This is a genomic window from Cyanobium sp. Alchichica 3B3-8F6, assembly GCF_024346435.1.
Lineage (GTDB): Bacteria > Cyanobacteriota > Cyanobacteriia > PCC-6307 > Cyanobiaceae > Cyanobium_A.
The window spans coordinates 1-26,421 of the sequence record NZ_JAGQCZ010000004.1 but is presented as its reverse complement, the minus strand read 5'-3'; the positions used below and the strand labels follow the sequence as shown (position 1 = coordinate 26,421).

General features: G+C 69.1%; 30 protein-coding genes and 1 riboswitch. Of the genes, 9 read left to right on the top strand and 21 right to left on the bottom strand.

The annotated features are described in order from the left end of the window. Positions 1–48: 48 nt before the first annotated feature. Positions 49–429: a clan AA aspartic protease gene (locus tag KBY65_RS04460; RefSeq protein ID WP_254987859.1), complete on the top strand. Its 381-nt coding sequence runs from the start codon at positions 49–51 to the stop codon at positions 427–429. A 30-nt stretch (positions 430–459) separates the two neighbouring features. On the opposite strand, the gene thiC is transcribed toward KBY65_RS04460, so the two are convergent. From thiC to ruvB, 6 genes are all read right to left on the bottom strand, one after another. Next, positions 460–1,860 (bottom strand): phosphomethylpyrimidine synthase ThiC, encoded by a 1,401-nt coding sequence (gene thiC / locus KBY65_RS04455; protein WP_255000662.1) that lies wholly within the window; start codon positions 1,858–1,860, stop codon positions 460–462. Positions 1,861–1,922: 62 nt separating this feature from the next. Beyond that, a riboswitch (TPP riboswitch) is annotated at positions 1,923–2,077 on the bottom strand. A gap of 91 nt (positions 2,078–2,168) precedes the next feature. After that, positions 2,169–2,759 (bottom strand): HEAT repeat domain-containing protein, encoded by a 591-nt coding sequence (locus KBY65_RS04450; protein WP_094559051.1) that lies wholly within the window; start codon positions 2,757–2,759, stop codon positions 2,169–2,171. Further along, the gene (locus KBY65_RS04445; protein ID WP_094559222.1) at positions 2,756–2,974 is read right to left on the bottom strand and encodes a DUF3188 domain-containing protein; all 219 of its coding nucleotides are present in this window, start codon (positions 2,972–2,974) and stop codon (positions 2,756–2,758) included. Before KBY65_RS04445 ends, KBY65_RS04450 begins: the two co-directional genes overlap by 4 nt. Continuing rightward, complete coding sequence (locus tag KBY65_RS04440; protein WP_255000661.1) at positions 2,971–4,203, bottom strand: amidohydrolase; 1,233 nt, start codon at positions 4,201–4,203, stop codon at positions 2,971–2,973. Before KBY65_RS04440 ends, KBY65_RS04445 begins: the two co-directional genes overlap by 4 nt. A 45-nt stretch (positions 4,204–4,248) precedes the next feature. Continuing rightward, on the bottom strand, positions 4,249–5,004 hold the full coding sequence (locus KBY65_RS04435; RefSeq protein ID WP_094559049.1) for a tetratricopeptide repeat protein: 756 nt from the start codon (positions 5,002–5,004) through the stop codon (positions 4,249–4,251). 30 nt (positions 5,005–5,034) lie between these two features. Further along, positions 5,035–6,114 carry a Holliday junction branch migration DNA helicase RuvB gene (gene ruvB / locus KBY65_RS04430; RefSeq protein ID WP_254987853.1) on the bottom strand — a complete coding sequence of 360 codons (1,080 nt, stop codon included), beginning with the start codon at positions 6,112–6,114 and terminating at the stop codon, positions 5,035–5,037. Positions 6,115–6,176: 62 nt separating this feature from the next. On the opposite strand from ruvB, the gene smpB reads away from it, so the two are divergent. After that, positions 6,177–6,674 (top strand): SsrA-binding protein SmpB, encoded by a 498-nt coding sequence (smpB, locus tag KBY65_RS04425; RefSeq protein ID WP_254987852.1) that lies wholly within the window; start codon positions 6,177–6,179, stop codon positions 6,672–6,674. 121 nt (positions 6,675–6,795) lie between these two features. Here smpB and KBY65_RS04420 read toward each other — a convergent pair whose 3' ends face one another. Together KBY65_RS04420 and KBY65_RS04415 are read right to left on the bottom strand one after the other, a co-directional pair. Then, on the bottom strand, positions 6,796–8,799 hold the full coding sequence (locus KBY65_RS04420) for a serine/threonine protein kinase (RefSeq protein ID WP_255000660.1): 2,004 nt from the start codon (positions 8,797–8,799) through the stop codon (positions 6,796–6,798). Continuing rightward, positions 8,799–9,803: a cysteine synthase A gene (locus KBY65_RS04415; protein ID WP_255000658.1), complete on the bottom strand. Its 1,005-nt coding sequence runs from the start codon at positions 9,801–9,803 to the stop codon at positions 8,799–8,801. The genes KBY65_RS04420 and KBY65_RS04415 overlap by 1 nt, the downstream gene beginning before the upstream one ends. Positions 9,804–9,884: 81 nt before the next feature. Between KBY65_RS04415 and egtB the strand changes: the two genes are divergently transcribed. The 5 genes from egtB to KBY65_RS04390 all read left to right on the top strand — a co-directional run bounded on the left by egtB (position 9,885) and on the right by KBY65_RS04390 (position 13,786). Then, complete coding sequence (gene egtB, locus KBY65_RS04410; RefSeq protein ID WP_255000657.1) at positions 9,885–11,105, top strand: ergothioneine biosynthesis protein EgtB; 1,221 nt, start codon at positions 9,885–9,887, stop codon at positions 11,103–11,105. After that, positions 11,102–12,073 (top strand): L-histidine N(alpha)-methyltransferase, encoded by a 972-nt coding sequence (egtD, locus tag KBY65_RS04405; RefSeq protein ID WP_255000656.1) that lies wholly within the window; start codon positions 11,102–11,104, stop codon positions 12,071–12,073. Before egtB ends, egtD begins: the two co-directional genes overlap by 4 nt. Positions 12,074–12,090: 17 nt before the next feature. After that, on the top strand, positions 12,091–12,351 hold the full coding sequence (locus KBY65_RS04400) for a hercynine metabolism small protein (protein WP_255000655.1): 261 nt from the start codon (positions 12,091–12,093) through the stop codon (positions 12,349–12,351). Beyond that, positions 12,348–12,821 (top strand): hercynine metabolism protein, encoded by a 474-nt coding sequence (locus KBY65_RS04395; RefSeq protein WP_255000654.1) that lies wholly within the window; start codon positions 12,348–12,350, stop codon positions 12,819–12,821. The genes KBY65_RS04400 and KBY65_RS04395 overlap by 4 nt, the downstream gene beginning before the upstream one ends. 116 nt (positions 12,822–12,937) lie before the next feature. Further along, positions 12,938–13,786, top strand: a complete 849-nt coding sequence (locus KBY65_RS04390; protein ID WP_255000652.1) for a YdcF family protein — start codon at positions 12,938–12,940, stop codon at positions 13,784–13,786. On the opposite strand, the gene KBY65_RS04385 is transcribed toward KBY65_RS04390, so the two are convergent. The 7 genes from KBY65_RS04385 to KBY65_RS04355 all read right to left on the bottom strand — a co-directional run bounded on the left by KBY65_RS04385 (position 13,755) and on the right by KBY65_RS04355 (position 20,337). Next, positions 13,755–14,018 (bottom strand): hypothetical protein, encoded by a 264-nt coding sequence (locus tag KBY65_RS04385; RefSeq protein ID WP_255000651.1) that lies wholly within the window; start codon positions 14,016–14,018, stop codon positions 13,755–13,757. The genes KBY65_RS04390 and KBY65_RS04385 overlap by 32 nt on opposite strands. Before the next feature lie 43 nt (positions 14,019–14,061). After that, a complete protein-coding gene (gene lysS, locus KBY65_RS04380; protein ID WP_255000754.1) occupies positions 14,062–15,570 on the bottom strand; it encodes a lysine--tRNA ligase in 1,509 nt (502 codons plus the stop codon). Between the two features lie 90 nt (positions 15,571–15,660). Continuing rightward, positions 15,661–16,428: a response regulator transcription factor RpaB gene (rpaB, locus tag KBY65_RS04375; protein WP_255000753.1), complete on the bottom strand. Its 768-nt coding sequence runs from the start codon at positions 16,426–16,428 to the stop codon at positions 15,661–15,663. A 238-nt stretch (positions 16,429–16,666) separates the two neighbouring features. Then, positions 16,667–18,031 (bottom strand): ABC transporter substrate-binding protein, encoded by a 1,365-nt coding sequence (locus KBY65_RS04370; RefSeq protein WP_255000649.1) that lies wholly within the window; start codon positions 18,029–18,031, stop codon positions 16,667–16,669. Positions 18,032–18,035: 4 nt separating this feature from the next. Beyond that, the gene (locus KBY65_RS04365) at positions 18,036–18,548 is read right to left on the bottom strand and encodes a rod shape-determining protein MreD (RefSeq protein WP_255000648.1); all 513 of its coding nucleotides are present in this window, start codon (positions 18,546–18,548) and stop codon (positions 18,036–18,038) included. Further along, complete coding sequence (mreC, locus tag KBY65_RS04360) at positions 18,545–19,285, bottom strand: rod shape-determining protein MreC (protein WP_255000647.1); 741 nt, start codon at positions 19,283–19,285, stop codon at positions 18,545–18,547. The genes KBY65_RS04365 and mreC overlap by 4 nt, the downstream gene beginning before the upstream one ends. Before the next feature lie 5 nt (positions 19,286–19,290). Continuing rightward, positions 19,291–20,337, bottom strand: coding sequence for a rod shape-determining protein (locus KBY65_RS04355; RefSeq protein ID WP_094559037.1), 1,047 nt, complete (start codon positions 20,335–20,337; stop codon positions 19,291–19,293). A 128-nt stretch (positions 20,338–20,465) separates the two neighbouring features. Between KBY65_RS04355 and KBY65_RS04350 the strand changes: the two genes are divergently transcribed. Further along, the gene (locus KBY65_RS04350) at positions 20,466–20,864 is read left to right on the top strand and encodes a single-stranded DNA-binding protein (RefSeq protein ID WP_255000646.1); all 399 of its coding nucleotides are present in this window, start codon (positions 20,466–20,468) and stop codon (positions 20,862–20,864) included. Positions 20,865–21,063: 199 nt separating this feature from the next. On the opposite strand, the gene ahcY is transcribed toward KBY65_RS04350, so the two are convergent. Beyond that, on the bottom strand, positions 21,064–22,491 hold the full coding sequence (ahcY, locus tag KBY65_RS04345; RefSeq protein ID WP_255000645.1) for an adenosylhomocysteinase: 1,428 nt from the start codon (positions 22,489–22,491) through the stop codon (positions 21,064–21,066). A gap of 139 nt (positions 22,492–22,630) precedes the next feature. On the opposite strand from ahcY, the gene tsaE reads away from it, so the two are divergent. After that, complete coding sequence (tsaE, locus tag KBY65_RS04340) at positions 22,631–23,113, top strand: tRNA (adenosine(37)-N6)-threonylcarbamoyltransferase complex ATPase subunit type 1 TsaE (protein ID WP_094559034.1); 483 nt, start codon at positions 22,631–22,633, stop codon at positions 23,111–23,113. A gap of 12 nt (positions 23,114–23,125) precedes the next feature. Here tsaE and KBY65_RS04335 read toward each other — a convergent pair whose 3' ends face one another. The 5 genes from KBY65_RS04335 to KBY65_RS04315 all read right to left on the bottom strand — a co-directional run. Continuing rightward, a complete protein-coding gene (locus KBY65_RS04335) occupies positions 23,126–24,121 on the bottom strand; it encodes a carbohydrate kinase family protein (protein WP_255000644.1) in 996 nt (331 codons plus the stop codon). Positions 24,122–24,222: 101 nt separating this feature from the next. Further along, on the bottom strand, positions 24,223–25,329 hold the full coding sequence (gene mutY, locus KBY65_RS04330) for an A/G-specific adenine glycosylase (RefSeq protein ID WP_255000643.1): 1,107 nt from the start codon (positions 25,327–25,329) through the stop codon (positions 24,223–24,225). Then, entirely contained in the window at positions 25,310–25,693 is a 384-nt protein-coding gene (locus tag KBY65_RS04325; RefSeq protein WP_158217013.1) for a HEPN domain-containing protein, read from the bottom strand. The genes mutY and KBY65_RS04325 overlap by 20 nt, the downstream gene beginning before the upstream one ends. Further along, positions 25,686–26,051 carry a nucleotidyltransferase domain-containing protein gene (locus KBY65_RS04320; protein ID WP_143592819.1) on the bottom strand — a complete coding sequence of 122 codons (366 nt, stop codon included), beginning with the start codon at positions 26,049–26,051 and terminating at the stop codon, positions 25,686–25,688. Before KBY65_RS04320 ends, KBY65_RS04325 begins: the two co-directional genes overlap by 8 nt. Positions 26,052–26,137: 86 nt before the next feature. Then, the coding region (locus tag KBY65_RS04315; RefSeq protein WP_315860034.1) for a sigma factor-like helix-turn-helix DNA-binding protein at positions 26,138–26,421 on the bottom strand (284 nt) is incomplete at its 5' end.

Sequence of the window (26,421 nt, the reverse complement as noted above, 5' to 3'; positions counted from 1 at the left end):
CTCTCGGGAGAAGCCAGTGTCAATGGGAATGGACCCTAAACTGAACCCATGGGACTGATCCGCGGCACCGTTTCCATCAGCAACCCCACCAAGCCGGAGCTGGCTGCCCTCGAAGTTTCAGCGCTGGCAGACAGTGGAGCGGTGCATCTATGCATCCCCGAACATCTAGCGCTCCAGCTCAGCCTGGGCGAGTTGGAGCGCCGCGAGGTGGTGTTGGCCGACGGCCATCGCCGCACGGTGCCCTATGTGGGTCCGGTAGAGGTGCGCTTCCGCAACCGCCGTTGTTTCACCGGTGCCATGGTGCTAGGCAATGAAGTGCTGTTGGGCGCCATCCCCATGGAGGACATGGACCTAGTACTGCGGCCCCAGCTGCAGAGCCTGGATGTGAACCCTGAAAGCCCCAATATCCCGCTAAGCCTGGCGAAGTAAGGCCAGGCTGCATGACTGTGCCGAAGCGGATCAAACCGGCGCTGGCTCACCTGTTGGCTGCGCGGCTTTGGCTTTCTGCTCCGCCAGCACCTGCTCCAGCCCTTCCAGATCCGCGTCGGTGATCTTGGTCTGCATCGGGCAGTGCTTGGGGCCGCACATCGAGCAGAACTCGGCCTGTTTGTAGATGTCGGCCGGCAGGGTTTCGTCGTGATATTCACGGGCCCGCTCGGGATCCAGCGAGAGATCGAACTGCTTGTTCCAGTCGAAGGCGTAGCGAGCGCGGCTGAGTTCGTCGTCGCGGTCGCGGGCCCCCGGGCGGTGGCGGGCGATGTCGGCGGCGTGGGCGGCGATCTTGTAGGCGATCAGGCCCTCGCGCACGTCTTCGGCGTTGGGCAGGCCGAGGTGCTCCTTCGGGGTCACATAGCAGAGCATCGCCGTGCCATACCAGCCGGCCATCGCGGCGCCGATGGCGCTGGTGATGTGGTCGTAGCCGGGGGCGATGTCGGTCACCAGCGGGCCCAGCACATAGAAGGGGGCTTCGCTGCACTCCTCCATCTGCTTTTTGACGTTGAACTCGATCTGATCCATCGGCACGTGGCCCGGACCCTCCACCATCACCTGGATGTCGTGCTCCCAGGCGCGGCGGGTGAGCTGGCCCAGGGTTTTCAGCTCCGCCAGCTGGGCAGCGTCGGAGGCGTCGTGCTGGCAACCCGGCCGCAGCGAATCGCCCAGGGAGAAGCTGCAGTCGTAGCGCTTGAAGATTTCGATGATGTCATCGAAATGGGTGAACAGGGGGTTCTGTTTGTGATGATACAGCATCCACTGGGCCAGGATCCCGCCGCCACGGCTGACGATGCCGGTGAGGCGACCCTTCACCAAGGGCAGGTGCTCAATCAGCAGACCGGCGTGGATCGTCTGGTAATCGACCCCCTGCTGACAGTGCTTCTCAATGATGTGCAGGAAGTCGTCGGCGTCGAGCTTCTCGATCGAGCCATGCACGCTCTCGAGCGCCTGATACACGGGCACCGTGCCGATCGGCACCGGCGAGGCGTTGATGATTGCTGTGCGCACCTCATCGAGGTTGACGCCGCCGGTGGAGAGATCCATCACCGTGTCGGCGCCGTATTTCACCGCCAGGCGCAGTTTGGCCACCTCCTCCTCAAGATCGGACGCGTTGGGGGAAGCGCCGATGTTGGCGTTCACCTTGCAGCGGCTGGCGATGCCGATCGCCATCGGCTCCAGGTTGGTGTGGTTGATGTTGGCCGGGATGATCATCCGGCCCCGCGCCACCTCCTCCGTCACCAGCGATTCGGGCAGGTTCTCCCGCTTGGCCACAAAGGCCATCTCTTCGGTCACCACGCCCTGGCGGGCGTAATGCATCTGGGAATAGTTCGCGGTGCCGCGACGCTTCTCAATCCAGGCGCTGCGCATGATGGGCGGTGGCGAAGAACAGGGGACCGCAAAAGAGCGGTGAGGGGGGTCCTGTGCCGATGCCGAGTTCGTTTCCACTTCCCTGCGCCGGCATGACCCGGATCAGGTTCGGAGGGTGTGATCTCAGCCCGAAGCTGCGAGGCTGATTGGGCCGGCAGCGGGGGTGTCAGGTAAAACCTAGCAAGCCCGCAAGAGGCTGGGGCCTCTAAAGGAGACGCGTGTCAGGGTCGTCGGGATTCAGAGCTGTCAGGATTTTGTACACTGTACAGAATCTGGACACACCCGAAACAGCCTCACCCACTAGGGCCTCAGCGCTGCAACCCGTTCAGCGCCGCGGCCACCACCCGGTGGTCGGTGTCGCCCTGAAGCTGTTGCAGCAGGCTGCGGGCTTCGGCATCGCCGCGGTCGCGCACCAGACGGCCGAGGATCTCGGCCCCGCCCACCCGCACGGTGCCATCGGCGTCGGTGATGGCCATCGCCGCGAGCTCCAGCAGCCAGGCCGGATCAATGGCTGGCTGCTCGGCCAGGGCCGAGAGGATGCTGCAGCGCACCAGCCACTGCTGATCGGCGGCAAACACATCCCGCAGCAGGGGCCAGGATCGCTCCAGCGAATGGCTCACCAGGGAGTTGGCCGCTTCGGCGCGCACGTTGGCGTCCTCGTCGTGCTGCATGGCGTTCACCAGCGCCTGCCAACCCGCCTCGCTCTGCTTCACCCCCAGGCCGGCGCAGCTCAGCGAGCGCACCATGAACATGCCCTGCTCCAGGCCCAGCAGCAGCAGGGGCACGGCCTGTTCAACCGGCACCTCCCGCAGGCCCACCAGGGCCGGCATGGCCCGGCTGGGATCACCGGACACGATGGCGTCCCGCAGGGCGGACAGATCGGGAGAGGGAAGGGTCATACCTCTCCATCGTGGCGCAGGGCCGCCAGCAACTCCCGCCACCGCCGCCGCTGGCCCAGGGCGCTGGTCACGAGCAGGCCCGTGCCAATCAGCAGCGCCGGCAAGGCTGGCAAGCGATCAACGCCGCGGCGCTGCAGCAGCACCAACAAGGCCAACAGGATCAACAGGGGCGAGGAGAGGGCCAGCAACCCCCGCAACCAGGGCCGGCGCCTCATGGCCGCCGCTCCATCCAACGCAGCAGGCTCCAGGTGAGCACCCGGATGCCCACCGGCAACGACGCCTCATTGGGGGCAAAGGTGTTGCTGTGCAAAGGCGTGCACCCATCAGGCCCCGCCACCCCGAGCCGAAACATCGTGCCGCGGGTGCCCTCGAGCAGCTGGGCAAAATCCTCAGCGCCGAGGGAGGGCTGCTCCAGCCATTGCACCTGGGGCCGGCCCAGCAGCTCCACCGCCGCCTCGGCCACCAGTTCGGTGAGGGCCGGATCGTTGTGCACCGGCGGCGAGATCACCCGGTAACGCACCCGCGCCTCGCCGCCATGGCCCTGGCAGAGGGCGTGCACGGTGTCTTCAATCCAGCCCGGCAGCTGGGCGTGCACGTCGGTGTCGAGGCAGCGCACGGTGCCCAGCAGGCGCACATGGTCGGCAATCACGTTGAAGGCCTTGCCGCCCTCAATGCGCCCGAAGCTCACCACCACCGGGTGCAGGGCATCGAGCCGGCGGCTGATCGCCTCCTGCAGCCCGCTCACCACCCGCGCCGCAATCCAGATGGCATCGGTGCTCTGGTGGGGCCGGGCGCCGTGGCCGCCCTCGCCCAGCACCTCCACCTCCAGCTCCCCCGCCGCGGCCGTGAGGCTGCCGCTGCGCACCCCGATCGTGCCCGCCGGCAGGGTGGGAAATACGTGCACGCCAAACAAAGCGTCCACGTCCTCCATGGCGCCATCAGCCTTCATCCAGGCTGCCCCCTGGGCCGTTTCCTCGGCGGGTTGAAACAGCAGCCGCACCCGGGCCGTGAGCCGCTCGGGATGGCGCTCGGCCAGCCCTCCAAGCAAGCAGGCCACCCCAAGCCCGACCGCGGTGTGCAGGTCGTGGCCGCAGGCATGCATCAGCCCCTGCTGGGTGGAGGCGTAGTCGAGGCCGGTGCGCTCCTCCACTGGCAGGGCATCCATGTCCACCCGCAGGGCCACCAGGGGCGTGGGGCTGCGATCGGCCAGCTGCTGGGGCCCCAGCTCGGCCACCACCCCGGTGCGTCCAACGCCCTCGCGCACCTGCCAGCCCCAGCGGCGCAGTTCACCGGCCACCAAGGCGGCGGTCTGCTGCTCGTGGCCGCTGAGCTCGGGATGGCGGTGAATGTGGCGCCGCAGCTGGATCAGCTCCGGCAACACCCCAGCCAGAGCTTCCTCGAGCCCAAGCGCTTGCCAAGTCAGGGTGCAGGGTGGAGCCGTCATTCAGGAGGCAGTCATCGAGCAGGCCGTCATTCAGGAGGCCGTCATTCAGGAAACAAGGGCCAGGAATTGCGCCAGCGCTTCCACCGGCTCGGGGGGCCAGCGCCGCGTCGATCGCAACCATTCTTGCTGCCGGTAGCGCGGATCGAGACCCGAAGCGGCGGCCCAGTTGCTCTCGGCCTCGCCACTGGCCCCCTTCTGCCAGAGCAGGGCCGTGAGCGCGGCACGGGCGTCGGCAAACAGGGGGTAGCGGCGGATCAGGTTGCGCAGCTCCCGCTCCGCCTCAGCCCTGTCCCCCAGCTGGAAGGCGGCCAGGGCGGCACTGGAGCGGGCCATGGCAAAACCGGGCCGGGCCAGGGACGCCGCCTCAAAGCAGCGGCGCGCTGCCTCCCAGTCGCCCAGCGAACCCTGCACATTGCCGAGGTTGTAGAGGGCCGAAGCCCGCGGTTCGCCCGCATCGCTCGGGGCCCGCTCCAGGATCCAGCGGTAGTCGGCCTCGGCGGCGGCCCACTCGCCCAGGGCCTCCTCGGCGGTGCCGCGGTTGAGATGGGGGTCGGGACTGTCGCCATCGAGGGCCATCGCCTTGGTTTGATCGGCGATGGCGGCCCGGGGGTCGCCGAGGGCCAGCTGCACATTGCCGCGGTTGCTCCAGGCCGCTGCATCATTCGGCGCCACCTCCAGCACCTGATTCCAGAGCGGTAGGGCCTCGCTGAAACGCCCCTCGCGGCTGGCACTGAGGGCCTGATCAAACAGCTGGGGCAGCAGCAACTGCACCCCCAGCAGCAGGGCCAGCAGGGTGGACATCACAGAGAGCTGCTCATGAAAGGGGCCCGCTCATGCCGCCGCTCCAGCGGGCCAGCCCAGGTGGCGGCGGCCCGCCGGGGTGACGATCCGGCCCCGGGGGGTGCGCTGCAGAAAACCCAGCTGCAGCAGGTAGGGCTCCACCACCGCTTCCAGGGTGGCGGAATCTTCCCCCAGGCCCGCCGCGAGGGTGTCGAGGCCCACCGGGCCGCCGCCGTAGCCCTCCAGCATCAAGGTGAGCAGGCGCCGGTCGCTGGCATCGAGGCCGCGGTCGTCAACGCGGTGCAGGCTGAGGGCCTCGGCCACCAGCGAAGCGCCAATGCGGCCATGACCCCGCACCGAGGCCACATCGCGCACCCGCCGCAGCAGGCGGTTGGCGATACGGGGGGTGCCGCGGCAACGGCGGGCCACCTCCAGTGCGGCGTCGGCCTCGAGCGCGATCTGCAGCAGGCCCGCGGCCCGCTCCACGATCGCCTGCAGATCGTCCAGGCCGTAAAACTCCAGCCGCTGGATCAGGCCGAAGCGATCCCGCAGCGGCGAACTCAGGGAGCCGGCCCTGGTGGTGGCCCCCACCAGGGTGAAGGGCGGCAGCTCCAGGCTGCGGGTGCGGGCTGTGGTGCCCTTGCCCACGGTGAGGTCGAGGCGGAAGTCCTCCATAGCCGGATAGAGGATCTCCTCAGCCACCCGATTGAGCCGGTGAATCTCGTCGATGAACAGCAGCTCGTGGGGCTGCAGGTTGACCAGCAGGCCGACGATGTCGCGGGGGCGCTCCAGGGCCGGCGCACTGGTGATGCGGCAGCGCACCCCCAGCTCCTCAGCCAGCACCAGGGCCATGGTGGTTTTGCCCAGGCCCGGCGGGCCGTAGAGCAGCACGTGGTCGAGCGCCTCCTGGCGGGCGCGGGTGGCCTCCACGGCGATGGCCAGCACCTGCTTGAGCTCGCTCTGACCGATGTAGTCGGCCAGGCGCCGGGGCCGCAGGCCGTCTTCCCGGGCGGGCGCCACCTCCTCCGGCACGGGGGTGGGATCCACCAGGCGCGGCGGCGCGTCCGGGCGCCTGGGCTCGTGGCTGGGGCGGCCGCGGGGCGCCGGGGATCCCGAGGAAACAATCGCCATGAAGCGAGGGTACCGGGGGCTCCCTAGGGTCGGGAGATCGAAGGGACGGTTGCGGAGCAGCGATGGCCAAGGGCGGGGGCAAGAAGAGCGCCAAGGCCCAGCGCGATGCCGCCAACAAGCTGCTGGCCGACAACCGCTTTGCTCGCCACCAGTACGAGATCCTCGAAACGCTGGAGTGCGGCATTGAGCTGTTCGGCACGGAGGTGAAGTCGATCCGGGCCGGCCAGTGCAACCTGCGCGACGGCTTCTGCCTGATCCGCAAGGGGGAGCTGCAGCTGCACAACGTGCACATCTCGCCCCACAGCCATGCCGGGGCCTACTTCAACCACGAGCCCCTGCGGGTGCGCAAACTGCTGGCCCACCGCCGCGAGATCGACAAACTGCGGGTGGGGCTCGAGCAGAAGGGCCTCACCCTGATCCCGCTCAACCTGCATCTCAAGGGCTCCTGGATCAAGCTGACCATCGGCCTGGCCAAGGGCCGCAAGCTGCACGACAAGCGCCACGAGGAACGGCGCAAGCAGGACATCAAGGACGCCAAGGTCGCCATCGCCCGGCTCTGAATCCAGGGGGCCGGGGGCGCAGCCTGTGTGCGGATGCCTCTCCAGGATTCTGTACAGGCTGTACAGAATCCCGGAGACGGAACTCGGGAGACGCGCAACCCAGCAACCACCCCGGCTGGGCTCAATTCACTGCCGGTGGCACCGGCGGTGGCGGAGCAGCGACAGGCTGTGCGGGCACCGGCACGGTGGTCGGGACCTGCGGCGTCTCCAACTGGTCCGCCGGCGCCGGCGCTGAGGGCTCAGGGGCGGCCACCGGTGCCGGCGGATCCGCCCGCAGCGACAAGGTGATCAGGGCCGGCGCGACGCCCTCGTTGGTGACCAGCAGCTGCACCGGCGAGCGCTTCTGCACCCCCAGGCTCACCACCCGCAGGGGGCCCTTGGCCTCCAGCAGGTCGCCATCGGGGCCGAACACGCTCATCTGCATCAGGGGCGAGCCGTTTACCCCCAGCACCAGCCGGTAGCCGGGCGGCAGCCGCACCGGGAACAGCCGCGCCCCACCGGCCTCTACCTGGGCCGAGAGCACCCGGGTTTCCTGGGGCTGGGCCTGAATCGCCTCGATCTGAACATTGGCCAGGCTCTGCTCGGCCGCAGCAAACCAAAGCTGACGGAAGGGTTCAGCAGGAATGTCGGCGCCGGGGCGGCCCGGCAGCAGGCTCTGGGCACTGCCCGACACCAGCTGGCGCAGCACCGCGGGGCTGAGCCCCTGGCTCACCAGGGCCTGCTGGCGCCGCTCCCAGTCGGCATTGGTGTAACTGCCCAGGCGACGGCGGATCTCAAGGGGCAGCTGCTCCACCCGGGCCAGCCACTCCTCGGCGAGTTCGTTCCACACCTTGCGTAAGGGCGCATCTTCGAGGGAGTCGCTGGGCAGGCGGCCGCCCCGCTCCGGAAACTGGGCCAGCAGGCTGGCGTCCACCAACTTCAAAAACCAACCCCGATCCACCTGCATCGCCCGCAGCCGGTTGAGCAGCTGCTGGCGCTGATCCACCTCAGCGGGCGGCAGGCTGCTGGGCAGCTGCAGGGCCGCGTCGGGGGTGGGCAGGGCCAAGCGGCCGCGGCTCAGCCACCACCAGCCCAGGGCGGTGCCCACCACGGCCGAGAGCACCAGGGCGATCACCACCGGCCAAATGCCGCCCTCGGCGGCCTCCTCCCGCTCCTCCAAACGCGTGCACAGGGCTGCGGGCGGTGAGGGAGGGGTGAGCGGTGGCAGCTCCGGCTCAGGGGGAGGAGGTGGCGGCTCCGGGGCTGGCGGTGGCTCGGGGGCCTGGGGCGGGGGGGCAGCCACGGGCGGGGGCACCAGAGCCACGGTGCGATCGGCGCGGGCCACTGGGCCGGTGCTCTCGGGCATGGGCAGGGTCTGGAACGCCGCCAGGGCCTGGGAGGCCGAGGCAAAGCGCTCGCCGCTCTCGCGCTCCAGCAGGCGAGCGATCTGGGCCTGAAGGGCCGGCTCGGCGCTGAGGCTGGCCGGCCAGCGCCAGGCGAGGGTGACCGGATCGAGCAGCCGGGCCGGCTCGTCGCCGCTCAGCAGCACCAGGGCCACCGCCCCCAGGGCATGGAGATCCATCCAGGGCTCGAGCTCAGCCGCGCGGGCCCGCTCCGGCGGTGCATAGCCCGGTGTGGCGGCCGGGGTGCCGGCCACCAGGCCGAAATCCAGCAGCACCGGCAGGCCATCGCTGTCGCGGCGCAGCAGGTTGGCGGGGCTGAGATCGCCGTGCACCAGCTCCTGGCTGTGCAACACCGCCAGCACCGGCAGCAGCTGACGCAGCAGCAACAGCACCTCGCCGGCACCAAACACCAGCTGGCGCTCGGCCCGGGCCGCCAACAGCTGCTGATAGGTACGGCCGGCCTGCCACTCGCGCACTAGCCACAACCCCTCGGCCGCCGGGATCACCGCCCCCAACCGGGGCACCTGGGGATGGAGCACCCCCTGCAACCGGCCCCAGCGCTGGCGGGCCCGCTCCGGATCGATGCCGGGTCCTAGCAGCCGCAGGGCCATGGGCGCCTCGGACGCCAGCTGGTCGCTGGCCCGCCAGAGCTCACCCTGGGGAGCCTCACCCGGGGGGGCGGCGCTGAGGCGCTGCTCAAGCCGGTAGCGATCGCCGATCAGCTGGCCCACCTGCGCTGCCATCAGGCTGCTCCGGCGGCGAGAGCCCGCTGGGGCTGGTGCAGCCCCTTGGCGGCCAGCCACGCAGCGTCGTAGAGGCGTGAGCGGTAGCGATCGCCGCTGTCGCAGAGCACTGTGACGATCGTGTGGCCCGGGCCCAGGCGCCGAGCCGTTTCCACCGCCGCGGCCGCGTTGATGCCCACCGAGCCCCCCAGGAATAGGCCCTCCTGCCACAGCAGCCGGTAGATCGTCTCGAGGGCGGTTTGGTCGTCGATACGCACGGCATCGTCGATGGGGGCACCCTCCAGGTTGGCGGTGATGCGGCTGTTGCCAATCCCCTCGGTGATCGAACTGCCCTCGCTGCTGAGCTCACCCCGGGTGACCCAGGCGTGCAAGGCACTGCCATGGGGATCGGCCAGCACGCAATGCACCGCTGGGTTCTGCTCCTTGAGGTAGAGGGCAACACCGGCGTAGGTGCCGCCGGTGCCGGTGGCCGCCACCCAGGCATCCACCTGGCCCTCGGTCTGCTGCCAGATCTCCGGGCCGGTGGAGTTGTAGTGGGCGCGGCGGTTGGCCAGGTTGTCGAACTGGTTGGCCCACACGGCGCCGGGCGTCTCGGCGGCGATGCGGCCCGAGAGCTTCACGTAGTTGTTGGGATCGCGGTAAGGCACCGCCGGCACCGTGCGCACCTCAGCGCCGAGGCTGCGCAGCAAACCGATCTTCTCGGCCGACTGGGTGTCGGGAATGACGATCAGCGCCTTGTAACCGCGGGCATTGCAGAGGTGGGTGAGGCCGATGCCAGTGTTGCCGGCGGTGCCCTCCACCACGGTGCCGCCGGGCTGCAGCAGCCCCTGCTCTTCAGCCTCCAGCAGGATGCCGAGGGCCGCGCGATCCTTGACCGAGCCGCCGGGGTTCATGAACTCGGCCTTGCCGAGAATCTGGCAGCCGGTGGCTTCGCTGAGGGCATGGAGCCGAATCAGGGGCGTGTTGCCAACGGCGCCCACGAACCCTGAAGTGATGCCGGCCATACCCGCGTGCTGTGCGTGGCGGGATCGTAGGCAAGGCCTCTAGGGTCGGGCCTGAATTCAGCCGGGATAGGCGGCGGCGGAATGGGGCAGGAGCTGGGGGCGCAGTACACACAGGTGCGCCAGCACAGCCTCGCCCTGGTGGCGCCCCTGGAGCCAGAAGACCTGTGCCTGCAAGGGATGGCAGACGCCAGCCCGCCCAAGTGGCACCTGGGCCACACCACCTGGTTTTTTGAGCAATTTCTGCTGCGCCCCCAACAAGACGCTGGGGCCTTGGGCTACACACCGGCGCCAGCGGCCTGGAATTTTCTGTTCAACAGCTATTACGACGCCGTCGGCGCCCGCCACCCCCGGCCCCAGCGGGGCTTGCTCAGCCGGCCGGCGCTGGCGGAGGTGCTGGCCTGGCGGCAGCGGGTGGATGGGGCCGTGCTGGCCCTGCTGGCGCAGCTGGAGCCCGGCGATCCCCGGCTGGAGCTGGTGGAGCTGGGTCTGCAGCACGAGCAGCAGCACCAGGAGCTGCTGCTGATGGACCTGCTCGATGGCTTCTCGCGCAACCCGCTCGAGCCGGCCTACTCACCCCAGCCGGAAGACGCCTACCGCCGCGCAGTGCCAGATGGGGCGGAGGCCAAGGCGCCCGTCTGGCTGCAGCACGGGGGTGGGCTGGTGGAGATCGGCCATCCGGAGGGAGCCGGCGGCCCCGAGAGCCCGGCAGGCTCCTTCCATTTCGACAACGAAGCGCCCCGGCACCGCCAGTGGCTCGAACCCTTTGCGCTCAGCTCCCGCCTGGTGAGCAACGGCGACTTTGAGGCCTTCATCGCCGATGGCGGCTACCGGCGACCGGAGCTGTGGATGAGCGAGGGCTGGGCGGAGGTGCAGGCGCGGGGCTGGCAGGGGCCGCGCTACTGGCGCGACGGCGAGGAGTTTTCGCTGGCGGGGCGGCAGCCGCGGCGGGCCGAGCTGCCGGTGCGACACCTGAGCTGGTTTGAAGCCGACGCCTACGCCCGCTGGGCCGGCGCCCGGCTGCCCAGCGAGGCGGAATGGGAGTTGCTGGCGCCCCAGCTGGAGCAAGCCTTCGGGGTGCTGTGGCAATGGACCGCCAGCCCCTACCGGCCCTATCCGGGCTTTGCGCCGGCCGCAGGAGCGGTGGGGGAATACAACGGCAAGTTCATGAGTTCCCAGATGGTGCTCCGCGGCAGCTGCTTCCTCACCCCCGCCGGCCACGCGCGGCGCACCTATCGCAACTTCTATCCCCCGGCGAGCCGCTGGATGGCCGCCGGCCTGCGCCTGGCCCAAGAGCTGCCATGACGGTGCAGAGCCACCACGACCTGATCGACCTCCACCCGGAACCGGCCGACATGGCCCGGCTGGTGCGCGAGGGCATGGCCCAGCGGCCCCGCCAGCTGCCGGCTTGGTTGCTCTACGACGCCGAGGGCTCGCGGCTGTTTGAGGCGATCTGCGAACAGCCGGAATACGGCCTCACCCGCACCGAAACGGCCCTGCTGGAGGAGCGGGCCCCGGAGCTGGCGGCGGCCCTGGGGGCGGGGGTGCTGGTGGAATTCGGCGCTGGCAATGCGCGCAAGGTGGGGCCCCTGCTGGAAGCGCTGCGGCCGCCGGCCTACGTCGCGCTCGACATCAGCGCCGAGCATCTGCAGCAGAGCTGCGTGGCCCTGCAGGTCCGTTACCCGGCGGTGCCGGTGCTCGGCATCTGCTGCGACTACAGCCAGCTGCAGGACCTGCCCGAACACCCGCTGCTGCAGGGCCAGCGGCGGCTGGGCTTCTACCCCGGCAGCTCAATCGGCAACTTCAGCCCCGAGGAGGCGCGGGTGCTGCTGGTGCAGCTGCGGCAGCTGCTGGGGCAAGGTGCCCGGCTGCTGATCGGCATCGACCAGCCCAAGGCCGTGGCAAGGCTGGAGGCCGCCTACAACGATGCCGCCGGCGTGTCGGCCGCCTTTGCCCGCAACCTGCTGGTGCGGCTTAACCGCGACCTGGCGGGCAGCTTCAACCCCGAGGCCTTCGCCTACACCGCCTGGTGGCAGCCCGAACACAGCCGCATCGCCATGGCCCTGGTGAGCCGCCAGGCGCAGACCGTGCAGCTGGCGGGGGAGGCCTGGAGCTTCGCCGCGGGCGAGCCGCTGATCACCGAATACAGCGTCAAATACGACCCGGAGGCCTTCCTCGCCCTCGCCGCGAGTGCCGGCTGGCGGGGCGCCGGCCGCTGGAGCGATCCAGCCGGCGATCTCTCGCTGCACCTGCTGGTAACGGCAGACTCCTAGCCAGAGGCAAGAGCGCCATGGGTCGTGAGGAGCAACGGGCCACCATGCGCCAGGTGCGCGAGGGTCTGATCGCCGAGCTCGAGGAGCTGTATCGGGGCGCCTTCGACCGCATCAGCGACCACGACCTGGGCGAGGGGGCGATCGCCCGGCTCACCCAACTGCTGCTGCGCTCGCGCGAGGCGGCGATCACGCCGCTGCAACAGGAGATCGAAGCGCCGTTGATCACCAGCCCCGCCGGCAGCCCAGCCCCCGAACCCGATCCCCAGGCCGCCCCGTGAGCTGGCTCGACGAACTGGAGGCGCGGCTGGAGCAGCAGCTGGAGAGCTTTTTGCGGGCCAACCCCGCCCAGGAAGCCCTGCTGGAAGAGCAGGAGGCGCGTGATCGCCAGGCCAAGCTGGTGGGGCAGCGGCGCCAGTTGCAGCGGCAGGCGGAGCAGGAGCGCCAAGCCCTGCTGCAACTGGCCAACGAGATCCGGCGCTGGCAGGAGCGGGTGGTCAAGGCCCGGGCCGCCGGTGCCACCGCCCTGGCCGAGCGGGCCGAAGCCCACCAGCAAGGCCTGATGGAGCAGGGCCGCCAGCGCTGGCAACACCTGAGCGAGCTGGGGGTGAGCTTCACGGCGGTGGAGCGCGACCTGCGCGAGCTGGAGAGCCGGCCGCGCCCGCCACGGGCCTCCGGCCTCGAGCAGGACTGGGCCGCCTTTGAAGCCGAGCAGGCCCTGGAAGCGCTGCGACAGCGACAACAAGACTGATTCTTCCGAAGGATTGCGGAGAGAAGGCGTTCTGAAACCCCTTTTGCAGCCCTCAAAGAGTTTGTACAGCTGTACAAACTCTTTGAGGGAACCGAGTCACCACTGCAACGGCCGCCATGGGTTTTCTGCTGTCCAAACTGCTGCCGCTGCTGCTCTACCCGCTGGGCCTGGGCCTCCTACTGCAACTGCTGGGCCTCGCCGCGGCAGCCAAAGGCAGCGACCAACGCAGTAGCAGGCGCCGTCTAGCCAGTCTCTGGCTCAGTGGCACGGGGGTGGGGCTGATCTGGCTGGGTGCGATGCCACTCACCAGCCGCCAGCTGATTTGGGGCCTGGAGGAGCAGGCGGCGGCACTCACCCCACAGCAGCTACCCCGGGCCGATGCGGTGGTGGTGCTGGGCGGCGGATTGCGGCCAGCACTGCCACCCCGTCAGGGGGTGGAGGTGGCGGAAGGGGGAGACCGGCTCCTGCGCGGCGTGCAACTGGTGCGCCGGGGTCTGGCGCCCCTGCTGGTGACCAGCGGCGGACGGGTGAGCTTCACGGGCAACGATCCCGCACCACCTGAGGCGCTCTGGGCCCGGGATCTGGCCCAGGAGCTGGGGCTGCCGGCCAATCGGATCCTGATCAATCCAGGGTCCCGCACCACGGCGGAGGAGGCCCGCGACATTGGCGCCCTGGGCCGGCAGCGGGGCTGGACCCGTGTGCTGCTGGTGACCAGCGCCTTTCACATGCCCCGCTCGCTGGCCACCTTCCAGCAGCGCAGCGGCTTAACGGTGGTGCCAGTGGCCTGCGACTACCAGCTGCCGGATCGGGCCCACTACGGCCAACCAACCGTGGGCAACACGATCAAGAGTCTCCTGCCCGACGCCGAAGCGCTCTATCTCAGCACCGTGGCCCTGAAGGAACACCTGGGGCTGGCGGTGTATCGGCTTTCGTTCAGAGCTTGGGAGCCGGGGGCACCAGGCTGACGCCATCGGGCGGCGGCGTGGGGTCGGGATCGGCGATCAGCATGTGCTGCAGCACGATCTCGGGACGTTCACTGTCGCGCCAGCGGATCCGGTAGGCGGGCATCTTGGTGCCGCGGCTGGTGGTCTGCTCCACCGGCTCCATCACCCAGCCCCGGCGCGAGCGGCCCTGGGGGTTGCGCTTCACCACAGCATCCGCGTGTTTGAAGCGAAAACCGACGCGCTCGCCACTCATGGAATCGCTGGCCCCTAATGGGGGATATTGCCTACTGAAGTCATTATCCCATTGCGCTCGGCCGCGCCTCGGGACGCAACAGCGGGAAGGCGATCACATCGCGGATCGAGGGGCTGTCGGTGAGCAGCATCACCAGCCGGTCGATGCCGATGCCCAGGCCGCCCGTGGGGGGCATGCCCACCTCCAGCGCCTGGAGGAAGTCCTCGTCCACCTGCTGGGCTTCGTCGTCGCCAGCGGCCTTGCGGGCCTGCTGGGCCTCCAGGCGCTGGCGCTGGTCCACCGGATCGATCAGCTCGCTGAAGGCATTGGCCGTTTCGCGGCCCACGATGAACAGCTCGAAGCGCTCCACCATCCCCGGCTTGCTGCGGTGGGCCCGGGCCAGGGGCGAATTTTCCACGGGATAATCGAGCACGAAGGTGGGCTGGATCAAGTCGGCCTCCACCCGCTGCTCAAAGGCCTCCACCAGCAGCCGGCCCACCGAATCCGCCAGGGCCGGCACCTCCAGCCCCTGGGCCGCCATCGCCGCAGCAGCGTCATCGCGGCTGCCAAAGCTGGTGAAATCCAGGCCCGTGGCGTGCTGCACCAACTCGTGCATCGTGGCCCGGCGCCAGGGGGGCGCCAGATCAATGGCGGTGCCCTGGTAGCTGATCTGGGTGGTGCCGCACACCTGCTGGCACACGTGGGCAATCAGCTGCTCGGTGAGCGCCATCATGTCGGTGTAGTCGGCGTAGGCCTGGTAGATCTCCACCGAGGTGAACTCGGGGTTGTGGCGGGTGCTGATCCCCTCGTTGCGGAAGATCCGGCCCAGCTCGTAGACCCGCTCGAAGCCGCCCACCACCAGCCGCTTGAGGTGCAGCTCGGTGGCGATGCGCAGGGTGAGGGGCAGATCAAGGGCGTTGTGGTGGGTTTCAAATGGCCGGGCATCGGCACCGCCCGGCACGCTCTGCAGCACCGGCGTTTCGATCTCCAGGAAGTCGCGCTCATCGAGCCAGCGGCGCATGGCGCTCACCGCCAGGGCCCGGCGCCGGAAGGTTTCGCGGGTGTCGGGAGACACGATCAGATCGAGATAGCGCTGGCGGTAGCGCTTCTCCACATCGGCCAGGCCGTGCCACTTGTCGGGCAGGGGCTGCAGCGATTTGGTGAGCATGGTCCAGCCCTTCACCTTCACCGACAGCTCGCCGCGGTCGGTGCGGCGCAGGCTGCCCTGCACGCCGATCAGGTCGCCGGCATCCACCAGCGCGGTGAGGTGGGCGAAGGCCTCGGGATCCTCCGGCATGGAGGCCGCCAGGGTGGCCTTCTCGATAAACAACTGGATCGGACCGGTCTCATCGGCCAGGGTGAAGAAGGCGAGCTTGCCCATCACCCGACGGGTCATGACCCGGCCGGCCACGGCCACCGCCACGTCGCGCTCCTCGCCGTTGGCCAGGTCGACGTGGGCCTGCTGCAAGGCACCGTTGCGGTGCGTGGGCTCGAAGCGCAGGGCATAGGGTCCCTGGCCCAAGGCCGCCAGGGCTGCGGCTTTCTCCAGACGGGTCTCGCGCAGCTCCGACAAGGCAGACAGGGGGCTCAACCGGCCCATCCTGCAGGAACGCCCGACGGCGGGATCAGGCGGGCTGTTGTGCCTCAGGCAGGCTGTTGTGCGTCAGGCATTAGCCGCAAGGCCCGACTCGGCCATGCGCTGGGAGGCATAACCGGTGCCGCGCACGGTGAGGATCAGCTCCGGGTTGCGCGGATCGGGCTCGAGCTTGCCGCGCAGGCGGGCGACATACACGTCCACCACCCGCAGGTCGGCTGCGCGGCGGGGCGGGTAGCCCCAGAGCTGTTCAAGAATCTCAGCCCGCGGCACCACCCGGCCCGGCTCGCGGAACAGCAGCTCCAGCAGGCTGAATTCGGTGTAGGTGAGGCCGATGCGCTCACCATCGCGGGTCACCTGACGGCGGTTGGTGTCGACCACCAGATCGCCCACCCGCAACACGCCGCTGCCGCTCTGCACCTCGCGCGGCTCCGTGGAGGCCGAACCCCGGCCCACCCGGCGCAGGATCGTGGCGATGCGGGCCTCGAGCTCCTTGGGGCTGAAGGGCTTGGGCAGGTAGTCGTCGGCACCGAGATCCAGACCCGACACCCGCTCCGCAATGGCATCGAGGGCCGAGAGGAAAATAATCGGCACGCAGGATTCGGCCCGCAAGCGCCGGCAGACCGCAAAGCCATCGAGCTTGGGCAGCATCACGTCGAGCACGACGAGATCGGGCTGCTCCTGGTGGAACAGGCTGAGGGCCTCTTCGCCGTCCTCGGCACAGATCACCCGGTAGCCGGCCAGCTGCAGGCGCATCACCAGCACCCGGCGCACCGCCGCCTCATCGTCCACCACCATCACGGTGGCCTTCGGCTCTACCGGGCCAGTCCCAAACATGTCGGAGGAGGCGCCGGCGAAGGGCTCAGCGGCAAAGGGCTCAGCAGACGCTGGACGAAACGCCCGATCCCCCGAACTGGGCCTGTCCTCCGAGGGCATGTGCGGGAAGCCAGATAAAGAATCGCAACCATACCTCTCTAAGCGCCCTGCGGTCATCCCCCAGATCGCCAATGCCGGAGCCGATCTGACCACTTTTAAGGATTTCTACAGAAACAGACAGATTGCGGCAGTGCTGATATCAGCCCCAGCGGGCGCTGGCGTAGCGGTTCCATTCGTCGGCTGCCGCGGCCAAAGCAGCATCGCTGCCCACCTGGCCGAGCATGGCGCGCTGCAGCTGGGTGTACACGATCGCCTGGAGCCGCTTCACCCCCGGGCTGGCCGGCACCAGCACCCGCGCCCGCCGCAGGGTCTGGGCGGAAAGCAGCCGGGCCCGCTGCACCAGCGCCTCTTGCTGCGTCTGCGCGCCACCGGGCACCCCCAGGGACACCTCCAACTGCTGCAGGGCCTCGCGGTTGGAGGGCAGCACCCGCGCCTGCTCAGCGAAGGCCAACTGGTTGGGGCCGTTGGTGAGAAACAGCGCGAACTGGGCCGCCTCGGCCACCAGGCGGCTCTGCTTCGGCACCACCAGGTTCATCACGGCCACATTGGCCTCGCCACCGGCGCCGGTGAGGGGCGCAAAGGGTGCCGTCACGGCGGCAATGCCGGGGGCATTGGTCTGCAGGTTGCGCAGGAAATCGGGGCCGGTGGCCACCTGGGCCAGATCGCCCGACTGGTAGAGCTCGATCGCCCGCCGGTAGCCCTGGCTCACCACCTCCCGCGGCAGCAGCCCGCGGCGGTAGAGGTCGCTCCAGAAGGCGAAGGCGCGGCGGCCGGCCGGGCTGTTGAACGCGGCGCGGTGGTCGGGATCGAGCAGCTGCACCCCCATCTGCACGAGGGTTTCCAGCAGCTCGGCCGAGTCGTCGGGCACCACGGTGACAAACAGGCCGTAGCGGCCGGTGCGGCGGCGCACCGCTTCGGCAAAGGCGGGCACCTCCTCCCAGGAGCGCGGCGGCGCCCCGTAGCCAGCCCGCTCCAGCAGCCGGCGGTTGGCCATGGTGATCCGGGCCGTCAGATACCAGGGAATGGCGAACTGCTGCGCCGAACCCTGCTGCCCCGACTCTTGACGCCCCGCGTCCCAGATCGCCGGCAGGTAGGCGTCAGCCGCCCCGGCGGGCAGCACCGTGGTGAGATCCCGCAGCCCGCCCTTGCTGGCCAGGTTGGCGGCAAAAGGGGGGTTGAGGTTGACCAGATCGGGGGCGGTGCGAGCGAACACCGCCGCCAGCAACTTGCGCTCCACCGAGCTCCAGGGCACGTCGGTCCAGCGCACCCGGAGGCCGGGGTTCTGGCGTTCCCAGCTGGCGATCAGCCCCTGCAGATAGCCGTTGAATTTGGGAGCCAGATCAAGGGTCCAAAAATTCAGCACCCGCGCGCCGGAAGCTCCGCCGCGCCAGCCCTCTCCCCCACCGGATGGGCCGCAACTGCCCAGCCCGGCCGCCAGCAAGGCCGCGGCCGAACCCCCGCCGAGGAGTTCGAGAAAGCGACGCCGGCCCTGCTCGCGTGCCATCGGCTCAGCTTCGCCCGCCCTGGGCCTGCTGGCGCCACAACAGCAGCTGCAGGGAGCACAGCAACGGGGCCAGCAGGGCCGTGAGCAGGGTCTGGGCCAGCCAGGTGTGCAGGGCCGGCGGCCACATCGCCGGCAACCACGACCCCAGCAGCAGGCGTTGAAGGATCAGGCTGCCCCCCAGCAGGGCCGTGCCCAACAGGGCCAGCAGCCCAAGATTGAAACTGCGCTCGATCGGCGGGACCTTGCGACCCAGCCGGCCCCACCACCAGCCGAGCAACCCAAGAGCTGGAATCTGGGTGATCGGGCCGAGCTGGAGCCCGTCCAGCACCAAACCGAGCCCTACACCGGCCAGGGCCCCGGAGAGCGGACCATCCACCAGCGCCCAGGGCAGCAGCCACAGCACCGGCCAGGCCGGCGGCACCCCCACCAGCGTCAACGGCGCCGGGGCGGCCAGCACCAGCCACGGCACCAGCAGGGCCGTGGCCACACACCAGCCGTGACGGGCCAGACGACTCACGGCAGCCGCACCTGCACCCAATCGACCGCATCCACCGGAGCGCTGAGCTGCACCACGGCCTCAGTGGCTGGCACGGCGCGGTCGTCAACCGACTGGATCACCCCCACGGTGAGGTTGGGAGGCACCAGGGTGCTGGCCGGCGACGTTGCCACCACATCGCCGGCTCGCACGCCAGGATCTTTCTCCAGAAAGCGCAGCACGGGCCGGCTGGTGCCGATCCCCGTGAGGAGGCCATGGCGCTGGGTGCGGCCCACCCACACGCCCACGCGACTGCCGGGATCGGTGAGCAGGGCAACGGTGGCAGTGGTGGGGGTGACGCTGGCGATCCGGCCGATCAGCCCCCCGGGCGCCGTCACCGGCAGGCCGGGCCGGAGGCCTTGCAGCTCGCCGCGGCCGATCACCAGTTGCTGCCACCAGCCCCCGGCCTGCCGCGAGATCACCGGTGCCGACACCTCCCGGCCGCCCCGCCCCTGCAACTCCAGCAGCGCCCGCAGCCGGCGGTTGTCAGCGTCCAGCTGGCGCAGCCGGGTTTGGTCGCTGAGGCTCTGGGCGCTGCGGATCCACTCACCCTGGGCGCTGCCGGGCCAGAAGGGCCGGCTGAGCAGGGCGTAGACATCGCTGACACCCGCCCCCTTGCTGAGCCGCACCGCCACCAGGGCCAGCAGCAGCAGGGCGCAGGGCCAGGCCTGAAGGATCACCCGCAGGGCGGGGAGGCGAAGCCTGCGGCCGGCCTGCATCGGGCTCAGGCGATCTGACGTGCGAAGTCAGGGGTGTCGAGCACGCGCTGCAGACGCTTGTAGTCCTCCAGCACCATGCCGCAACCGTTCACCACACAGAGCAGGGGATCCTCGGCCACGTGAGTGAGGATGCCGGTTTCGTGGCTGATCAGGTCGGTGATGCCGCGCACCTGGGCACCGCCGCCGGCCAGCATGATGCCGCGATCGACGATGTCGGCCGCCAGCTCAGGCGGGGTGCGCTCGAGGGTGCGCTTCACCGCCTCGACGATCACGTTGAGGGGTTCGGCCATGGCCTCGCGGATGTCGCCGGCGCGCACGTTGATGGTGCGGGGCAGGCCGGAAAGCAGGTGCAGACCGCGCACGTCCATCGAGGTGTTGTCGTGGGTGTCGTCGGGGAAGGCGGAGCCGATGCGGATCTTGATGTCCTCAGCGGTGCGCTCGCCCACCACCAGGTTGTGCACCTTCTTCAGATACACGCCGATGGCGTCGCTGAGCTCATCGCCAGCCACCCGCACCGACTCACTGATCACGGTGCCCCCCAGGCTCAACACCGCCACTTCCGTGGTGCCGCCGCCGATGTCGACGATCATGGTGCCCACCGGCTCGGTGACGGGCAGGCCAGCGCCGATGGCCGCCGCCACGGGCTCATCAATCAGGTGCACTTCGCGGGCCCCGGCCAGACCGGCCTCGCGCACGGCGCGGCGCTCGACGCCAGTGACGCCGCTGGGAATGCCGATCACCAGCCGCGGGGCGACGATGCCGCGGCCCTCATTGGCCTTCTGGATGAAGGTCTTGATCATCTGCTCTGCCGCGTCGAAATCGGCGATCACCCCATCGCGCAGCGGCCGCACGGCGCGGATGTTGCCGGGGGTGCGGCCCAGCATCATCTTGGCCTCATCGCCCACGGCAAGGGGCACACCCCTCTCGAGATCCATCGCCACCACGGAGGGCTCCTGCAGCACGATGCCCTTGCCCGACACGAAAATCAGCGTGTTGGCGGTGCCCAGATCGATCCCGATATCCCGCGAAAACTGGAAACGACGAAAAAACACGGACGCCCGGCCTGCAAGAGCCGAATCATACGAGGGTGTTACAGACGGCTTGAACGGTGGAACTGATGAAAGGTGGCAGCCCAACCGGGTGCCGCATCATTGATCCATCAGCAACAGGAGACATCACCATGGGCGTGAATTCCATCACCCTCGTCGGCCGGGCCGGCCGCGACCCAGAAGTCCGTTATTTCGAATCGGGGAGTGTGGTGGCCAACCTCACCCTCGCCGTCAATCGCCGCAGTCGCGACGACGAACCCGACTGGTTCAACCTGGAAATCTGGGGCAAACAAGCCCAGGTGGCGGCTGACTACGTCCGCAAGGGAGCCCTGGTGGGCATCATCGGCAGCTTCAAGCTCGACCGCTGGACCGACCGGGCCAGCGGCGAGGAGCGCACCAAACCCGTGATCCGGGTCGACCGGCTCGAGCTCCTCGGCTCCAAGCGCGACGCCGAAGCCGGCATGGGTGGCGGCATGGGCGGCAGCGCCTTCGGTGGCGGCGCCCCCAGCGAAGAGGAAGTGCCCTTCTGATCAGGCGCCTCGGGGGCACCTGAGGCCCCCAAGCCAACCAAAAGCCCCCGCCGGAACTCCAGCGAGGGCTACGAATCAGTCTTCAGGTGCAGGGTGCCCTTCAGTCATGGCCCCTGATCCGCCTGAGCTGGTGTGATCAAAGCCCGCCGTTCGCACGCATGTGCGGGTGGGCGTATCACACCAGCTCAGGGGGACTGCCTCAGTACCGGTAGTGCTCGAGCTTGTAAGGGCCCTCCACCGGCACGTTGATGTAATCGGCCTGCTCAGCGCTGAGCTCGGTGAGCTTGGCGCCGATCTTGTCGAGGTGGAGGCGCGCCACCATTTCATCGAGGTGCTTGGGCAGCACATACACCTGCTTTTCGTACTGCGCGCCTTTGGTGAACAGCTCGATCTGGGCCAGCACCTGGTTGGTGAAGGAATTGCTCATCACGAAGCTGGGGTGACCGGTGGCGCAGCCCAGGTTCACCAAGCGGCCCTCGGCCAGCAGGATGATCTTGTTGCCGGAGGGCAGCACGATGTGATCCACCTGGGGTTTGATGTTGTCCCAGGTGTACTGCTTGAGCGAGGCGACATCGATCTCGTTGTCGAAATGGCCGATGTTGCACACGATTGCCTGATCCTTCATCTGGATCAGGTGCTCGTGGCGGATCACCTTGAAGTTGCCGGTGGCGGTCACGAAAATGTCCACATCGCCCACCACGTCGTCGAGACGCACCACGCGGTAGCCCTCCATGGCGGCCTGCAGGGCGCAGATTGGGTCGATCTCGGCGAGCATCACGGTGGCGCCGAGGCCACGCAGCGACTGGGCCGAACCCTTGCCCACATCGCCATAGCCGAGCACCAGGGCCACCTTGCCGGCCACCATCACATCGGTGGCACGCTTGATGCTGTCCACCAGCGATTCGCGGCAGCCGTAGAGGTTGTCGAACTTGCTCTTGGTGACCGAGTCGTTGACGTTGATCGCGGGGAAGGGCAGCTCGCCAGCCTTCTGCATCTGGTAGAGGCGGGCCACGCCGGTGGTGGTCTCCTCGGTGACGCCCTGGATGTTGGCGTAGATGCGGGAGTAGAAGCCAGGCTGGGCCGCCAGCTTCTGGCGGATGCTGTTGAAGAGGGCCGTTTCCTCTTCGTTGGAGGGGTTGTCGAGAACGGAGAGATCCCGTTCGGCCTTGGTGCCCAGCACCACCAGGCCGGTGGCATCGCCGCCGTCGTCGAGGATCATGTTGGGCGTGCCGCCATCGCTCCACTCGAGGATGCGGTGGGTGAAGGCCCAGTACTCATCGAGGGTTTCGCCCTTGTAGGCGAACACGGGGACGTTGGCAGCGGCAATCGCGGCGGCGGCGTGGTCCTGGGTGGAGAAGATGTTGCAGCTGGCCCAGCGCACCTCGGCGCCGAGGGCCACCAGGGTTTCGATCAGAACGGCGGTCTGAATCGTCATGTGCAGTGAGCCCGCGATGCGAGCGCCCTTGAGGGGTTGCTCCGCGCCGTACTTGGCCCGCAGGGCCATCAGGCCGGGCATCTCGGTTTCGGCGATCGCGATCTCCTTTCGGCCGAACTCGGCCAGGCCGAGATCGGCAATTACATAGGTGTTGGTGCTCTGCAGTGCAGGAGCGGCGGGGGTAGCCACCATGGGTTGTGTTCTCGCTTGGGGTACAGCTCGCTCCCGGCTGGGAGGGCGTGGTTTGGAAAGTTCTGCGGAGACGCCGAGGCTTCGGGCTCGCTCTAAGGGCAATCTACAAGCAGGTCTTGAGCCCGCGTGAACGCCCCCCATGACCCACCTCCTCGCCGATGCCACCGCCACCCACGCCTTTGGACGGCAGCTAGCGGCCCGCCTCAGCCCCGGCAGCACCCTGCTGCTGCAAGGCGATCTGGGCGCCGGCAAAACCTGCCTGGTGCAGGGCCTGGCCGCTGGCCTGGGCATCACCGAACCGATCACCAGCCCCACCTTCGCCCTGGCCCAGCACTATCCACTGCCCCGAGGAGGTGATGGTGGTGGTGGTGGTGGCCTGGTGCACCTCGACCTCTACCGGCTGGAGCTGCCCGCCGCGGCCGATGAACTGTTTGCCCAGGAAGAGGAGGAAGCCCGGGCTCTGGGCGCCCTGCTGGCGGTGGAATGGCCCGAGCGGCTCAGCGTGCTGCCGGCGGGCTGCTGGCGGATCCAGCTGCGCCTGGCCGACCCCCACAACCCCGATGCCGGGCGCCAGCTTGGCCTGGTCGCTCCGGGCGGGGAGCCTGTCTTCGCGCCTGCTTAGCTAAGTCTTGGCTTAGTTTGCCGCCAGAAAAGCGCACACAGCGTCGGCGCTGGGCTGGGGATCAATGGCGCCGGCCCCCTGGCACACCAGGGCCCCGCAGGCACTGGCAAAGCGCAGCAGCGGCTCCGGCTGGTTGTGCAACAGCCCGTGCAACAGGCCCGCCGTGAAGGCATCACCAGCACCAGTGGTGTCGACCACCGGCACCCGAAAGGCGGGCAACTCGCCGCTGCGGCCCGCGAAGCACCACCGCAGCGGCGCCCCACCGTCGGTGACCACCAAATCCGGGTGCTGCGGCAGGGCGGCGCACACCACGGCCGGGTCGTCGCTGCCAAACAGCCAACGGGCTTCCTCGGCCGCGCACTTGAGCAGGGCGGCCTGCTGCAGCAGGGGGACGATCGCGGAGATCTGGGCGGGGGTGGGGCCGCTGGCGGGATCGGCGGCCGGATCCCAGAAGGTGGGGCGCCAATTCACATCGAGGGCGAGGGCCACGCCGGCCGCCGCGGCCTGACGGCAGGCGAGCTGAAGGGCTGACGCCGCGGCGGGTGAGGCGAGGGGGATCGTGCCCACCAGCAACCAGCGCGCCGTCGCCAGCAGGGGCCCGAGTGCGGCAGACAACTCGGCGGCATCGAGCGCCTGATCCGCAAAGCCCGCCGCGCCTTCGCCACCGCCTTCGCCAGCCCCACCCACAGCGCCGGCAAAACCGCCAAACTGCCGATCACCACCGGCATCGCGCAGCACCAGCACGACGCGGCTGGGGCGCTGGGCATCCCATTGCAGGGCCGAGGTGTTCACGCCGCGCGCGGCAAACAGCTCGCGAAACGCCTCGCCGATGGCATCGCGCCCCAGCCGCCCCAGAAAGGCGCTGGGGGTGCCGAGTCGGGCCAGGGCGCAGGCCACATTGGCGGGGGCGCCGCCGAGGCGGTCGCCATCGGGGGGCGCCAGCCGGTCCACCAGGGCCTCGCCCAGACAGAGCACCAGCGGCGCGGCGGGGGGCTGGGGCAAAGGCATGGGCCGGGACTCCGATCGGGACAACGAGGGTGACAACAAGCGGGACAAACAGGCTTAAAAAAGAGACCACAAGTGTGGTTCTTTTTTGGATGCGCTCCCGATTAGAGGCGCTCCAGTAGCGCCGCAATGATGCGGGCGTTGGCGGCGGGGAAGGGAAAGTCGCCCAGCTGCTCGGGCCGCACCCAGCGCACCTGCTGGGACGCCAGCGGCTGGGGCTCGCCGCTCCGCCAGGTGCACAGGTGCACCACGAAGCGCAGCTTCTTGTGGCTGTAGGCGTGCTCGACCGTGATCAGCTCCTCGCCCACTGCCACCTCGATCGCCAACTCCTCGCGCAGTTCGCGGGCGATGGTGGCCGCGATCGCCTCGCCCGGCTCCTGCTTGCCGCCCGGAAACTCCCACAGCCCGCCCAGCAGGCCCTCGTTGAGCCGCTGGTCGATCAGCACCTCACCAGCCGCATTGCGCACCACCCCCACGCCGATCACCTGAAACGGCAGCTCGCGGGGCGCTTCTTTCACCGGGTAGGCGGCAGGGTCGCCGGCAGCGTAGGCAGCGCAATGCGCCTGCCATGGACACACGCCGCAGCTGGGGTTGCGGGGCGTGCAAACGGTGGCGCCCAGGTCCATCAGAGCCTGGTTGAACGCTCGGGGCCGCTGCGGGTCGAGCAGCAGCTCACTCAGTTGCCACAGCCCGTTGAGCTCCCGCGCCGGTGGCCGGGGGCTCGCGATCAAGCGCGCCAGCACCCGCTTGACGTTGCCGTCGAGGATCGCAAAGGGCAGATCAAACGCCGAGGAGAGGATGCTGCCGGCGGTGCTGCGGCCGATGCCCGGCAGGGCCAGCCAGCCCTCGAGCGTGCGGGGCCAGGGGTGGCCCTGCAACAAGCGCGCCCCCTGCTGCAGCCGCCGGGCCCGCACGTAGTAGCCCAGGCTCTGCCAGAGCAGCAGCACGTCGTGCTCCTCAGCGGCCGCCAGGGCCTCCAGGCTGGGGAAGCGCTCCATCCAGCGCCGCCAGTAGGGCAGCGCCACCTGCAGCTGGGTTTGCTGCAGCATCACCTCCGCCACCCACACGCCGTAGGGATCCAGCGCCTCGCCCGGCACCGGCGGATGGCCATCGGCGCGCAGCTTCCAGGGGATGGTGTGGCGGCCGTGCGCCTCCCACCAGCTCAGCAACCGTTTGCGCAGTGCGGCAACCTCAGGCACTGCGACCGACAAGCCCTTCAACGTGCTCCACCAAGGCCTCAGCCCGCTGAAGCCAGTGGGAGCGATCGAGATCCATGGGCTCGAGGTCCGCGTCATAGCGAAACTGCACCGCGAAATCCGTGAACTGAGCGAGATCCCGATGGGTCTCCACCTCCGCGTCAGCTCGCAGCAGCCGTTTGAACAGAACCACCAAATCGTGAGTGAACGGAGGGGCATCACCCAGCTGATAGAGCCAGGCCTTGAGCGCCTTTTCCACCACTTGTTGAACTTGAAATCCCCAGCTGGCCTCGCTGATGGAGGCATCCTGCAGCGCCTGAGCGGCCTTCAGGTCGCGCCGCGCAAGCGTGAGCATCGATCGCGCATCGGCCTCAGCCATCCAGGCACAAGCCCTCTTCATAGGCTTGGCGCACCACGCTGCTGGTGAGAGGGAGGCGTTGCCTCGCCTGACTCTGGGAAAACAGCAACAGATCCACTGGCCAATCAGCACTGCTGAGTCGCCAACGCAGGCGATTCAGCACGGCCCAGCGATCGTGTTCAGCCAGCCAGGCATCCGGCACAGTGATCAACAGATCAATATCGGAGTCGGGCCTCGCCTCGCCACGGGCCCGGGAGCCAAACAGACGCACCTCCGCTCCAGGAATCTCGGCACGAATCTCAGCGGCCATGTCGCGCAGCTGCTCCTCCCCGATGGCGGCGGGATCGCGAGCGGTCGCGGCCGTGGTGGCTGGAGTCATCGGGGCACCTCTGCCCTCAGCATCGCCCGGATGGCCGTGAACGCACAAGCCTGGTGAAGCCTGACGGATCAACCGCCGCGCCTAGATCAACCGGCGACGTAAGCCTCCACGGCATCGCTGATGCGGCGCAGGCCGGCCAGGCCGTCGCGCTCGAGGTTGCGCACCCGGTCGCGGCTGATGCCCAGGATGCGGCCGATGCCGGTGAGGCTCATCGGCTCGCCCCCCTCGGGGTTGTCGGCGCAGGGGATGCCGTAGCGCATCTTCAGCACCCGACCCTGCAGCTCCGGCAGCTGCTCCAACAACGCCCGCAGGTCGCCCTTCAGGCACTCTCCATCCACCCGGTCCTCCGGCAGTTCCGCGTCACCCGCCA

What these genes read in the sequence shown, in the direction of transcription:
- KBY65_RS04460 (WP_254987859.1), top strand. Translation starts at nt 49, where the DNA reads ATGGGACTGATCCGCGGCACCGTTTCCATCAGCAACCCCACCAAGCCG.
- thiC (WP_255000662.1), bottom strand. Translation starts at nt 1,860, where the DNA reads ATGCGCAGCGCCTGGATTGAGAAGCGTCGCGGCACCGCGAACTATTCC.
- KBY65_RS04450 (WP_094559051.1), bottom strand. Translation starts at nt 2,759, where the DNA reads ATGACCCTTCCCTCTCCCGATCTGTCCGCCCTGCGGGACGCCATCGTG.
- KBY65_RS04445 (WP_094559222.1), bottom strand. Translation starts at nt 2,974, where the DNA reads ATGAGGCGCCGGCCCTGGTTGCGGGGGTTGCTGGCCCTCTCCTCGCCC.
- KBY65_RS04440 (WP_255000661.1), bottom strand. Translation starts at nt 4,203, where the DNA reads ATGACGGCTCCACCCTGCACCCTGACTTGGCAAGCGCTTGGGCTCGAG.
- KBY65_RS04435 (WP_094559049.1), bottom strand. Translation starts at nt 5,004, where the DNA reads ATGTCCACCCTGCTGGCCCTGCTGCTGGGGGTGCAGTTGCTGCTGCCC.
- ruvB (WP_254987853.1), bottom strand. Translation starts at nt 6,114, where the DNA reads ATGGCGATTGTTTCCTCGGGATCCCCGGCGCCCCGCGGCCGCCCCAGC.
- smpB (WP_254987852.1), top strand. Translation starts at nt 6,177, where the DNA reads ATGGCCAAGGGCGGGGGCAAGAAGAGCGCCAAGGCCCAGCGCGATGCC.
- KBY65_RS04420 (WP_255000660.1), bottom strand. Translation starts at nt 8,799, where the DNA reads ATGGCAGCGCAGGTGGGCCAGCTGATCGGCGATCGCTACCGGCTTGAG.
- KBY65_RS04415 (WP_255000658.1), bottom strand. Translation starts at nt 9,803, where the DNA reads ATGGCCGGCATCACTTCAGGGTTCGTGGGCGCCGTTGGCAACACGCCC.
- egtB (WP_255000657.1), top strand. Translation starts at nt 9,885, where the DNA reads ATGGGGCAGGAGCTGGGGGCGCAGTACACACAGGTGCGCCAGCACAGC.
- egtD (WP_255000656.1), top strand. Translation starts at nt 11,102, where the DNA reads ATGACGGTGCAGAGCCACCACGACCTGATCGACCTCCACCCGGAACCG.
- KBY65_RS04400 (WP_255000655.1), top strand. Translation starts at nt 12,091, where the DNA reads ATGGGTCGTGAGGAGCAACGGGCCACCATGCGCCAGGTGCGCGAGGGT.
- KBY65_RS04390 (WP_255000652.1), top strand. Translation starts at nt 12,938, where the DNA reads ATGGGTTTTCTGCTGTCCAAACTGCTGCCGCTGCTGCTCTACCCGCTG.
- KBY65_RS04385 (WP_255000651.1), bottom strand. Translation starts at nt 14,018, where the DNA reads ATGAGTGGCGAGCGCGTCGGTTTTCGCTTCAAACACGCGGATGCTGTG.
- rpaB (WP_255000753.1), bottom strand. Translation starts at nt 16,428, where the DNA reads ATGTTTGGGACTGGCCCGGTAGAGCCGAAGGCCACCGTGATGGTGGTG.
- KBY65_RS04370 (WP_255000649.1), bottom strand. Translation starts at nt 18,031, where the DNA reads ATGGCACGCGAGCAGGGCCGGCGTCGCTTTCTCGAACTCCTCGGCGGG.
- mreC (WP_255000647.1), bottom strand. Translation starts at nt 19,285, where the DNA reads ATGCAGGCCGGCCGCAGGCTTCGCCTCCCCGCCCTGCGGGTGATCCTT.
- KBY65_RS04350 (WP_255000646.1), top strand. Translation starts at nt 20,466, where the DNA reads ATGGGCGTGAATTCCATCACCCTCGTCGGCCGGGCCGGCCGCGACCCA.
- ahcY (WP_255000645.1), bottom strand. Translation starts at nt 22,491, where the DNA reads ATGGTGGCTACCCCCGCCGCTCCTGCACTGCAGAGCACCAACACCTAT.
- tsaE (WP_094559034.1), top strand. Translation starts at nt 22,631, where the DNA reads ATGACCCACCTCCTCGCCGATGCCACCGCCACCCACGCCTTTGGACGG.
- KBY65_RS04335 (WP_255000644.1), bottom strand. Translation starts at nt 24,121, where the DNA reads ATGCCTTTGCCCCAGCCCCCCGCCGCGCCGCTGGTGCTCTGTCTGGGC.
- KBY65_RS04325 (WP_158217013.1), bottom strand. Translation starts at nt 25,693, where the DNA reads ATGGCTGAGGCCGATGCGCGATCGATGCTCACGCTTGCGCGGCGCGAC.
- KBY65_RS04320 (WP_143592819.1), bottom strand. Translation starts at nt 26,051, where the DNA reads ATGACTCCAGCCACCACGGCCGCGACCGCTCGCGATCCCGCCGCCATC.